At 45.5% G+C, this 12,008-nt stretch carries 8 protein-coding genes; 3 read left to right on the forward strand and 5 right to left on the reverse strand.

The window, feature by feature from the left end:
- The first annotated feature begins 86 nt into the window (after positions 1-86).
- A complete protein-coding gene (gene cra / locus AB4486_RS09765; RefSeq protein ID WP_102428344.1) occupies positions 87-1,091 on the forward strand; it encodes a catabolite repressor/activator in 1,005 nt (334 codons plus the stop codon).
- An 84-nt stretch (positions 1,092-1,175) separates the two neighbouring features.
- On the opposite strand, the gene AB4486_RS09770 is transcribed toward cra, so the two are convergent.
- The 4 genes from AB4486_RS09770 to nirB form a co-directional block, all read right to left on the reverse strand.
- Positions 1,176-2,966 (reverse strand): protein kinase domain-containing protein, encoded by a 1,791-nt coding sequence (locus AB4486_RS09770; protein ID WP_372117031.1) that lies wholly within the window; start codon positions 2,964-2,966, stop codon positions 1,176-1,178.
- Between the two features lie 168 nt (positions 2,967-3,134).
- A complete protein-coding gene (locus tag AB4486_RS09775; protein WP_048610957.1) occupies positions 3,135-4,604 on the reverse strand; it encodes a NarK family nitrate/nitrite MFS transporter in 1,470 nt (489 codons plus the stop codon).
- A gap of 143 nt (positions 4,605-4,747) precedes the next feature.
- Positions 4,748-5,092: a nitrite reductase small subunit NirD gene (gene nirD / locus AB4486_RS09780; RefSeq protein WP_012600889.1), complete on the reverse strand. Its 345-nt coding sequence runs from the start codon at positions 5,090-5,092 to the stop codon at positions 4,748-4,750.
- Positions 5,093-5,159: 67 nt separating this feature from the next.
- Positions 5,160-7,742 (reverse strand): nitrite reductase large subunit NirB, encoded by a 2,583-nt coding sequence (gene nirB / locus AB4486_RS09785; RefSeq protein WP_372117032.1) that lies wholly within the window; start codon positions 7,740-7,742, stop codon positions 5,160-5,162.
- A gap of 472 nt (positions 7,743-8,214) precedes the next feature.
- Here nirB and AB4486_RS09790 point away from each other — a divergent pair, with 472 nt between their 5' ends.
- Both AB4486_RS09790 and AB4486_RS09795 read left to right on the forward strand, forming a co-directional pair.
- On the forward strand, positions 8,215-10,812 hold the full coding sequence (locus tag AB4486_RS09790) for a molybdopterin oxidoreductase family protein (RefSeq protein WP_372117034.1): 2,598 nt from the start codon (positions 8,215-8,217) through the stop codon (positions 10,810-10,812).
- A gap of 331 nt (positions 10,813-11,143) precedes the next feature.
- Entirely contained in the window at positions 11,144-11,746 is a 603-nt protein-coding gene (locus AB4486_RS09795) for a hypothetical protein (RefSeq protein WP_372117035.1), read from the forward strand.
- A gap of 22 nt (positions 11,747-11,768) precedes the next feature.
- Here the strand turns inward: AB4486_RS09795 and AB4486_RS09800 are convergent.
- A partial coding sequence (locus AB4486_RS09800) for a transposase (protein WP_372117036.1) occupies positions 11,769-12,008 on the reverse strand: 240 nt, incomplete at its 5' end.

Below are 12,008 nucleotides of genomic sequence, written 5' to 3' on the forward strand. Positions count from 1 at the left end.
CTGAATCGATTCAGCATATAATTCAACTAATCCAAGGATCAGAAGATTGGTTATATGATCCTACGCACAAAATACAGGTCACCCATATGACACTAGATGAGATTGCCAAACTAGCCGGTGTGTCGAAAACCACAGCCAGCTATGTGATTAATGGCAAGGCGCAGAAATACAGAATCAGTGAAAAGACACAGCAGAAAGTCATGGCAGTGGTGGAAGAGTATAACTACCGACCAGACCATGCTGCTTCGTCGCTGCGCGCTGGTAATAGCCGTTCATTTGGTTTGATTATTCCCGATCTGGAAAACAGCAGTTACGCGCGTTTAGCAAAATTGATAGAGCAGAACTCACGTAAAGTGGGTTATCAAATTTTGATTGGTTGCTCAGATGATGACGCCGAAACCGAACGTAAAGTTGCGGAAGCGCTTGTTAGCCGTCGTATCGATGCCTTGCTGGTGGCGAGCTCAATGCCAGACGCCAATGAGTTCTACTTGAAACTGCAAAACTCAGGCACGCCAGTCATCGCGATAGATCGTCCTTTAGATGATGAGCACTTTGCCTGTGTGATCAGTGAAGATTTCGAGGCTGCATTTGAACTGACGCACTCGATTCTTGATGACAGCATTCATAGTGTTGGTTTGATTGGTGCACTGCCTGATCTGAACATTTCACGTGAACGTCAGTTGGGTTTTGAAGCGGCGAATAAAGCACATACTCAACAAACAAGGCTAACAGACAACAAGCCGATGGTTGTCGGTTATGGCGAGCACTTTGACCGAGAATCAGGACGTGAGATTTTTGAGGGTTGGATTGCCAAAGGCACAGTGCCCGATGCCATTGTCACTATGTCTTATACCTTACTAGAAGGTGTGTTGGATGTGATGGTTGAAAAGCCAGAACTGATCAGCCAAGTAAAGCTGGCAACCTTTGGTGATAATCGTTTATTGGATTTCTTACCTTTTAAAGTCCACTCACTGCCACAGCAATTCGAAGTGATTGCAGACAGCGCCTTTGCTTTGGCTTTGAACGCGTCTGCTAAACGTTACCAAGCGGGTATTGAGCTAGTGCCAAGAAGCTTAGTAAAACGAGGCTAGCTCGAATTTTACGCTTGGCTAGAAGCCTCGCGTTTAGCTCGAACTTGGTTTTAACTCGAACCTGTAATTAACTCGAACTTGGTTTTAACTAGCACTGAGTAATAAGCCCATTTCTACAATGGCAACAATGCCGAGCAACAAAGCCAACACTTTCCAAAACTGGATTGGGTTTCGGTTTATCAAAGGTTGCTTGGCTTTGCTTTTCACCAAGCTTTGGTTTGGTGTGTAAAGGTCTGCTACAAAATCCCCCAACACTTGATGACGTTCGCTTGGTGATTCCGCGCAGGCTTTTTGTAATACCAAATCCACCCAGCTTGGTAAGTCAGCTCGTTTCTGTGTGATGGGTTGGTATTCCCATTGATGGTGACGAGATTGCTTAAGCGATTGTGCGGTCATTTCAGAGTAGGGTAATTCACCGGTTAGCATCTCATAGCCGATTACAGCGATAGAGAACAGATCAGAGCTGGTGGTCGCGCTGTTGTGCTTGATGGTCTCGGGTGCAATGTAATTGACCGCGCCTAATGGTGTGTCGTCTTTGTCGGTGAGCTCTCCCTCTTCAAGGCCTCTCACTAATACCGCACCAAGGTCGATGATTTTTACCTCACCATCACGTTGAATCATGATGTTCTCGGGCTTTAAGTCTCGGTGCACCATATCTGCACGTTGCAATACTCGAATGCCTTGAGTGATCTTTTCTAGTATGTCACGTACTTCATTGAGTGACGGTTTTGGATTGTCGTACATCCATTGCCTTAGCGTGATGCCTTCTACCCATTCGCAGATTTGGTATAAGAATTGCGAGTTCTCTGGCGTCGGGTAAACCTTCATTACCCTCTTATTTTTTAACAAGATCCCCGCCCATTGTTCATTAAAGAAAGCTCTGAGTTGCGAAGGGCTATCGTGATATTGAACGGAAGGGACTTTCAGCACGAACTCGGTTTGTGTCTCTTTCTGCATCACACGATACACATGGCTTCTTGAACCTGCATACAACACCTCAAGTACCATGAAGTTGTCGATACTTTGCCCGAGCTTTAAAGCGGGTGGGATTGCCCGTTTAGCCAGCTTCTCATGGAATTCAATCAGCGAAGGTTTAGGCAGATGACTGACTTGCACAATCAAGCAGCTCACGTTGTCTGAGCTATTGTGGCTTAAAGCGGTGTTACAGATGGTTTGCGCTGCGTATTCGAAATCCGCTCCGGGTTTATCGATGTGTTCTTTGAAGGTGTTGGGAGAGACAAACTCATGCACGCCATCAGACGTTAGGATAAAGCAGTCGTTTTTCTTGATAGGCAGGGTTTGATAGTCAACGTTGAGTTGGTTGTCCATGCCTAAGGCGCGTGTTAGATAATGCTTTTGCCCCATATTTTTACGGGTGTGATCGCGCGTTAGCCGGCGTAATTCTCCATCTCTTAGTAAGTAAATGCGACTGTCGCCCACGTGGAAGATATGCGCGGTGTTTGATTTTAATATCACGCTGCTGAACGTCGAAACGAGGGCATTGTGGTTCACTTGTTGTGCGGGATGAATATTAGAAACAGACGTGTTGAAGAGCCAAGAATTGAGGGACGTTAAGACCTTTTGCGCCGAACGTTGAATGCTCCAGCTTTGGGGGGTTGCGTAATAGTCGTCGATAAACTGCATCACGCTGGTGTGACTGGCTTTCTGGCCGTGTTCACTACAACTTGCTCCGTCTGCAATGCAGGCAACACTGCCTTTCAACTCTTGCTCTGCGCGAGTTTTAGGGTGTTTTACAATGATGGCATCTTGGTTTTCATCACGTACGCCTTGATTCGAATAACCACCAAACTTAAGCGTTAACTGGTTGTTGGATTCTGGCGTGATGACTTGCCCTTGGCTGAATGAAATTGTCATAACTTGTCTTCTTCTTAACTGCTCTTCTTCCCGCTTCCTTGACAGAACATCCTAGGAAGAACAAAAGCCCTAGTGAACTTAGAGCCTTTGAACGAAGCACCTAGCATTGATGTATCCGCTAAGGTGCCTCTCCCGATTCAATAATATCAATGCTTCTTAGTACAGACCCTAGCTTGAAACATTAATCAGCGTGACACTGCCGTCGTCGTTTACTTCGGCGATTTGACCGTTAGGCTCTTCCATGAACAGCAGAGTCACAAAGCCAAGTACCGCTGTTGCAGCAATCACTAAGAAGAATGTTTGGTAGCTCACGAATGACAACACAGTTAGGTAAACTACCGCACCCACGTTGCCGTAAGCACCCGTCATACCAGCAATTTGACCTGTCATACGACGCTTGATTAGAGGAACCGTTGCGAATACTGCACCTTCACCCGCTTGCACGAAGAAAGAACACGCCATCGCCGCGACAACTGCTAGCCATACAGGCCATGTGCTGTCGACTTGACCCATTGCGAAGTAACCCACCGCAAGGCCAATCGTTAGAATAAGCAGTGTTGGTTTACGACCGAATTTATCTGAAATCCAACCACCACCTGGGCGAGACATTAGGTTCATAAAGGCATAAGCCGATGCAACCATACCTGCAAGAACCGGTGTTAATTCAAAGGTTTCAGAGAAGAACAGTGGTAGCATAGAAACCACAGCCAGTTCAGAACCAAATGTAGCGAAGTACAATACGTTAAGTACCGCAACTTGCTTGAATTTGTACTGGTGAATCTCTGGCACTTCTTCTTTAAATACGTTCTTGTTTACTTTCCAAACTTGCGACACTTCGTACACGTAAAGCGCAGCTAAACCGGCATACACTGAGTAAACCGCCATGTCTGACAACATGTTGATGTTGGTTGGTGATAGCTTCCAAGTCAGTAGCGCTAAAGCGGCATACATAGGGATCTTCATAATAAGTAGGAAGAAAAAGTCACCCTTTGATGTCACTTCCATCGCTGTTACTTGAGCAGGCTTGAAGTAAGTTGAACCTTTTGGTGTATCTGACACGTTTTTGTAGAAGATAAACGAGAACGCTAAGCTCATTACGCCAGTAATACCAACCGCATAACGCCAGCCGTCTTCACCACCAAACGCTAGAGCGAGAGTTGGAAGTGTGAACGCTGCTGCTGCTGAACCGAAGTTACCCCAGCCGCCGTAAATACCTTCTGCAGTACCCAGTTCGTTGTGTGGGAACCATTCAGACACAAGACGAATACCGACAACGAAACCTGCACCAATGAAGCCCAGTAGGAAACGAGCGATTGCTGCTTGAATGAAAGAGTCTGCCAGAGCAAACATGAAACAAGGGATAGAACAGACCGCGAGTAGCGAAGAGTAAACCAACCTTGGGCCGTATCTATCGGTTAGCATGCCTATTGCGACACGTGCCGGAATGGTCAATGCAACGTTGAGGATCAGGAGGGTTTTGATCTCTTCAGTAGAAAGACCAAGCGTAGTTTTTACCATTTGCAGTAGTGGGGCAAAGTTGAACCACACAACAAAGGTAATGAAAAAGGCCATCCAGCTTAGGTGTAAGACCTTCATCTTACCCGTAAATGAAAGCAGCGAAAATTTAGTGTTATCCATGGTTTAAATCCTTTAAATCTGGAAAATTACCCGGTTTGTGCACCTGCGTTACTTCCGAACTTAGAACGCTTTTAATGTGCATAAACCCTGTGCCGAAATTGCGCACGCTAATAAGCGTTTGCATGATGGTGTCGGCGGTTTAGTTAACTGGCGATAGCAAGTGGTGCGAGAACTTGAACTTGTTCTCCTTGTTTGCGAACTTCAAATTTCACGAGCTTGAGCTCAGGCTGTTCAAGACATTCGCCAGTTTCTAAGTGGTAATGCTGCTTGTATAAGGGTGAGGCCACGTAAGGTTCTCCGCTTAATGAACCAATTATACCACGTGACATCACATTCGCCTTGCCGATAGGGTCGTAATTAGAGAGCCCATAAAGCGTGTCGCTGCGCTTGCAGTAAAAAATAGCCACTTGGTTATCGTCTACTTTGGCGCAAATTCCCCCGTTTGGGGTTAGATCGCTGGTGCTGCATACGGTTGTCCAATTTTCCATGACTTTCTCCTAGTCTAAAATTGAGTTTTTATTTTTTTATTGATGAACCTGATGAACCTGATGAAATTTATGAAACCTCAGTCACTTCGATTTGGTCTGCTTTAGCGAGCCTTTCATCGCGTTTTGAATCGGAAGAAGAGCTCAAGCTCGGCTTAGGAAAACGCTGCTCTCGTTCTTTGATGAATGACAGGCTAGTGTCCATTTCTTCGCTGTTGATGTAGTGCTGGAAGCGTTTCATCTTTTCAGGGTTTTCGATGGTGGTTTTCCACTCACACTGGTATTTTTCGATGTTGAGGGCGATATCGGCCTCAAGTTCTTCAGCAACGTTGAGCTTGTCTTCAATCACGACTTGCTTGAGGTATTCGATGCCGCCTTCAAGGTTCTCCATCCATACCGATGTACGCTGTAAGCGGTCTGCGGTACGTGTGTAGAACATCAAAACGCGGTCGATGTATTTAAGGAGTGTGGTTTCATCAAGGTCGGTAGCGAAAAGGTCACCATGGCGAGGGCGCATACCGCCGTTACCACAGATGTAGAGGTTCCAACCTTTGTCGGTGGCGATAATGCCAAAATCTTTTGATTGGGCTTCTGCACATTCACGAGTACAGCCAGAAACCGCAAACTTGATCTTGTGTGGTGAACGCAGGCCTTTGTAGCGGTTCTCAAGTCGAATCGCTAAGCCAACACTGTCGTCGACACCGTATCGACACCAAGTGCTACCGACACAAGATTTCACGGTACGAACCGATTTACCGTAGGCGTGGCCCGTTTCAAAACCTGCATCAATCAGCTTTTTCCAGATGATAGGCAGTTCGTTAAGCTGTGCGCCAAACAAGTCGACACGCTGACCGCCCGTGATTTTGGTGTACAGGTCGAACTCTTTAGCGACTTCGCCTAAAACAATCAATTTATCGGGAGTGATTTCACCGCCAGCAATACGCGGAACTACCGAGTAAGTGCCGTCTTTTTGCATGTTGCCAAGGTAGATGTCATTGGTGTCTTGCAGCTCGATATGTTGATCTTCAAGGATGTAATCGTTCCAGTAGGAAGCCAGAATCGAACCGACAGCCGGTTTACACACGGTACAGCCCAATCCGTTGCCGTGAGAATCTAACAGCTCATCGAAGGTCTTGATTTTGTTGACGCGAATGATGTCGGTAAGCTCTTGGCGAGAATAAGCAAAGTGCTCACAGATATCGTTAGAGACTTCCACACCCAAGTTAATCAGCTCAATATCCAGAACTTGTTTCGCAAGGGCAGAACAACCGCCACAACCTGTTGAAGCGTTGGTGGTTTCTTTTAGAGCCGCCATCGTGGTGCAGCCAGCTGAAACGGCCTCTTTAATATCGCCTTTGGTCACATCAAAACATGAACAGATCACAGCGCTATCAGGCAGAGCTTCAACACCCATTGCAGAGCCAGAATCATCGGCCACGTTAGGTAAAATCAGCACTGATGGGTTTTCAGGAAGAGGCATATCATTTTGCTTGATTTGCAGTAGCGAACCGTAGGCTTCTGCATCACCGACCAATACGGCACCGACAATTTTCGTGCCGTCAGCCGAGATGATCAAGCGTTTATAAACTTGTTCAATTTCATCGTTATAAGTATACGATTGAGCGCCTTCCGTCTTGCCGTGTACTTCACCAATACTGGCCACATCAACACCCAGTAATTTGAGTTTGGTGCTCATGTCTGCACCAGTAAATGAAGCGTCGCTCGTTCCGTCCGATAAGATATGCGCAGCCGCGACTTTCGCCATGGAGTAACCGGGTGCGACTAAGCCGAAGATCTTGTTGTCCCAAAGCGCACATTCACCAATCGCATACACGTTGTCGATGTTAGTTTGGCAGTGATCATTAATCACGATGCCACCACGTTCACCAATGGTGATATCAGAGCTGCGAGCTAGGGCATCTTGAGGGCGAATACCCGCAGAGAATACGATCATATCGGTTTCTAAATGGGTGCCATCGGCGAAGTTCATGCGGTAGCGAGCATTTTCACCATCGACTATTTCAGAGGTCGCTTTCTCGGTATGAACTTGCACACCAAGGTCTTCAATTTTTCTGCGCAGTAGGGCACCGCCACCATCATCTAATTGAACCGCCATCAGGCGAGGCGCAAATTCAACCACATGGGTTTCTAAGCCAAGGTTTTTGACGGCGTTTGCGGCCTCTAAGCCAAGCAGACCACCACCAATCACCACGCCAGATTTGCTACCTTTGCTTGATAGTTCAATTGCGTCTAAGTCTTCAATAGTCCGATAAACGTGACAGTGTTCTTGATCGTTACCGGGAATAGGGGGAACAAAAGGGAAAGAGCCCGTCGCCAAGATTAGCTTGTCGTAACTTTCAACATGACCACTTTCAGTGATGACTTGTTGATTGGCGGTGTCTAGCTTGGCAACCTTCTGGTTCAACAAGTAGTTCACGCCGTTGCTTTGGTAATACTCTTCACTGGTCAATGACAGGTCATCAGCGCTTTTACCATTAAAGTAAGCCGTTAGCTGAACACGGTCGTAGGCCAGCCTTGGCTCTTCACTAAAAGTAATCACATCAAACTCATCACTCTCTGATTGCAGGATGTTGTCGATAAATTTGTGTCCAACCATGCCGTTACCAACAACGACGATTTTCTTCTTGCTCATAATCCATTCCTTATTCTCGGCGTCACCATCACTAGCGTCTAATTTCTAATCGTTAGCAGATGAATACCGGGTTGAGATTCCACTCAATTCATAATCATCAAGAAAAACAAAAATGTTTTTTCTAAGTCTTGGTTTCTAGTGGAGCAAGGAGGGTGCCAGATTGCGATTTGTTCATTTAAATAAAATTTAATATATATATTTCAGTGATTTAAAAATTGCAGGTGGCACGTAATTACCCCTAAAGTGGTATGTAAAATTTTTGTTATATTTATATAAATGAGCGTTTGTGGTGCAACTTTCTGCAAAATGGTGCAAAAATTAAGTTTTTATCTTGGCTAAGTTCTGTTTGGTTCGTTGTTGATATTTGTGTTTTTATTAAGTTGTTGTTTTTAGATGAAATTATTTGCTATTCATCAGCTGCTATTAAGTGGCGTGTTATTTGCTTATTTTTAGTTATTACAATTATGGATAATTGAGTGAGAAACGGATGACCGATTCAAACAGCGGCTGGATAAAATCGACCTGTGCTTATTGTGGTGTAGGGTGTGGAATAGAAGCGAGACCGACATCGTTAGGAAAACTAGAAGTGCGTGGTGATAAAGATCATCCATCAAACTATGGAAAGCTATGCACTAAAGGGATTGCGCTCGGCGACACCGTCACGCCTTTAGGTCGTCTTACACAGCCTGCTCATATTCAGAATGAGCAAAAACAAGAGCTAGATTGGAACAGTGCCACTCAGTTGGTCGCAGACAAATTCAATCAAACCATCGAAGAATATGGGGCCGATTCGGTTGCGTTCTATGTATCTGGTCAGCTGCTTACCGAAGACTATTATGTTGCCAATAAACTGATGAAAGGCTTCATTGGTAGTGGCAACATCGACAGTAACTCTAGGTTGTGTATGGCTTCAACCGTGGTCGGGCATAAGCGAGCATTTGGCGCAGACACAGTACCGGTGTGCTACGAAGATCTCGAGCAAGCCGAACTCGTCGTGATTACAGGTTCCAACTTAGCATGGTGTCACCCGGTACTTTTCCAAAGATTAAGAGCCGCGAAACAAGCCAACCCTGAATTGAAAGTTATCGTCATCGACCCGCGTTATACCGACACCTGTGAAATCGCAGACATTCACTTGGCATTGGAATCTGGCTCAGACGTGGCGCTGTTTAACGGCTTATTGGGCTATCTCGACGATAACGACAAGCTAGATGCAGACTACATAGAAAACCACACCCAAGGCTTTACTGAATCGATTCGATCTGCGACTCACTACCGTTATACAGAGTCAGGTTATACCGAATCAGGCTGGGGCGACAAAAGCGTTCCTGAGCTGACAGGGTTAACAGAGCAGCAGCTAAAACAGTTCTACAGTTTGTTTGCATCGAACGAGAAGGTGCTGACCATTTACTCCCAAGGCGTGAACCAATCCACACAAGGGTGCGACAAGGTAAACGCTATTATTAACTGCCATTTAGCCACCGGGAAAATCGGTAAACCGGGCATGGGGCCATTTTCTGTAACGGGCCAGCCGAACGCGATGGGTGGGCGAGAAGTGGGCGGTTTAGCCAATACCTTAGCGGCGCACTTTGAATTTGGTGACCCGCAATCACACCAGACCGTCAGCGAGTTCTGGCAAACCGACAGCTTAGCTACACATGCGGGTTTAAAAGCAATTGACCTGTTTGATGCCATGAATGAAGGAAAAATCAAAGCCGTGTGGATCATGGCGACCAACCCAGTCGTGAGTTTGCCTGACAGTGAGAAAATCAAAGCGGCATTAGAGAAGTGCCCATTTGTGGTGGTATCTGACTGTATTGCCGATACTGAAACCACTCGCTTGGCCGATGTGGTGCTACCCGCGCAAGGGTGGAGCGAGAAGTCGGGTACTGTGACCAACTCTGAACGCCGAATTTCACGCCAACGCCGAGTGTTACCAAGCCCAGGGGAAGCCAAACCCGATTGGTGGATATTAAAAGAAGTCGCACAAAAAATGGGATTCAAAGAGCAATTTGAGTTCCGTCACGAAGGTGAGATCTTCAAAGAGTATTGCGAGATGACAGCGCTCGGCAATGAAACGGGCAAAGCGCGTGATTTGTGCTTAATTGGATTAACCAAACTGGATGAAAAAGGCTATGGCGAACTCACTCCACAGCAATGGCCAGTGTTAGAGTATCAACCAGAGATCATTGAGCAGCGTATGTTCACCAATGGTGAGTTCTTTACAGAATCTGGCAAAGCGCAGTTTATTGCAGTTGAGCACGACAAACCGATTGCCGATACCAGCCTGGAATTCCCACTTATCATGAACACAGGGCGAATCCGAGACCAATGGCACACCATGAGCCGCACAGGTTTGGCGGCAGGTTTAGGTGAGCATACCCCTGAGCCTTTTGTTGCGATGCACCCAGATACGGTTTCGGAACTAAACTTGGATGAGTTTGGGCTAGATGCTTTCAACCACGCGACTATTAACCCTGTGGTGAAAGTGCGCAGCGCACAAGGGGAGTGCCAAGCGCGCTTAGTGGTGACCAAAGAGATGCGCCGTGAACAAGTCTTCATGCCTATCCACTGGAACGCACCCACCGCCAAAGACAGCAAACCATGCGAACTAATCTTGCCTCATACCGATGCCGCATCAGGTCAGCCAGAATTCAAACATACCCCAGTGATGGTTGAACCGTGTGGCTATCACAGCGAAGCCGCACTGGTCAGTGACAAGGTGATGGATTGCAGCGGCTTTGATTATTGGGTTCGCCAAAGAGTAGAGGGCGGTTTTCTGTATCGAATATCTTCCTCTAAGAACCCAATGGAGTTGGTGATTCAGCTTGCTAATACCCTCGATGCCTTGCCAGAACCTAACGCAGAAGCGATCAAATCACTCCATTACCACGGCAATAAATCATTCAAGAACTACGGCTCTGCCAAGCTGGGTCAGTCTGGCGTAAAGCAAGCTTTCGTGGTGAACAGTAAGCTTGACCATCAAAGCATCGATTGGCTGGTGGAATGTCTAACCCGAGAAGCCGATGAAGAGTTCGAAGCCGAGTTTTTGAGTACCATGGCGAAGTAGTTACTACCTCTAACCTATTAATACCAAGAGTTAAGCGCCGACAATTACGTCGGCGTTTTTGTTTGAAAACACGATATTCAAAGATATGACTATTCATTATCGAGCTGCGGTTTACTCACATATTGGGGAGTTTTCTGCATTTTGCAGAAACTATATGGAAAATTTCTGCTTTTCGTCATGTTTGATACGAAGATAAGTAGGTAAGATGATGTTATTAAATGGGTTATTGGGCTAAGTGCAGCGAGTCTTGGAAACTAGACAGAATTGTTTCAGGGACAAAATGCAGAATTATTCTGTCTAATATAGCTGTTAGGCATATTCGAGGTTATCAATGAAAAAAATATACTTGGCTAGTTTTACTCTGATTTCAATTTTAATAGGGAGCATCTACATTGCAGTTCATTACTATCTGCAAACATTTCCTGGAGGGTTTTCACAAGAACATAGCGATTGGGGCAATTTTGGGTCCTATTTTAATGGAGTTATTACGCCATTAATTTCAGCGTTTTCTCTGATAGCGGTGTTATTTACGATATATATGCAAAAAAATTTGCTAATGTCCCAACAGGAACAAAACGCAGCAATATTTTCTGATCGAAAGAAGCTGGAGTATATAAATATAGTTCAGAAGAAAATTGAATCTATTAAGATTGATATTGACGTACGCTCTAACGTACTAGAACTTGAAAAGCAAGTTAATCGATATTCTGACTGTATAACAAAGGAAGATAATCTCGAAAAAAATGCCCATATTTTAAACCAATTTACTCATGAAGTGGCAGAGAGGAATGGGCTAATAAAGAAACACCTGAACTTGATTGTTTGGATTCATACGATACCTGACAGTGATGTCATGGACGAAAAACAAGAGTTTGTTCGTAGGCTAAAAGAGTTAAACAAAAAAGAAGAAGCTATCAACAAAACATATGCCTAACAAACGACTATGGCGTCAATGATTAATTTTTGGCTATGTTTTCATCCCACATGGCGCCATCTCTGAGCATAGAGTTAAGTGTCACAACCATCTTTCGTACGCATGCGATTATTGCGACTTTTTTAGGTTTCCCAGCAGCTAAAAGTCGAGCATAAGTCGCTTTGAATATGGGGTTGCATTGCATGGCTGACATCATCGCCATGTATAAAACGGTTCGTACTTGCGCTCGACCGCCTTGGATTACGCGCTTACCTTTGTAGCG

The sequence above is a fragment of the Vibrio sp. 10N.222.55.C6 genome (genome assembly GCF_041473395.1).
Taxonomy (GTDB): Bacteria; Pseudomonadota; Gammaproteobacteria; order Enterobacterales; family Vibrionaceae; genus Vibrio; species Vibrio crassostreae_C.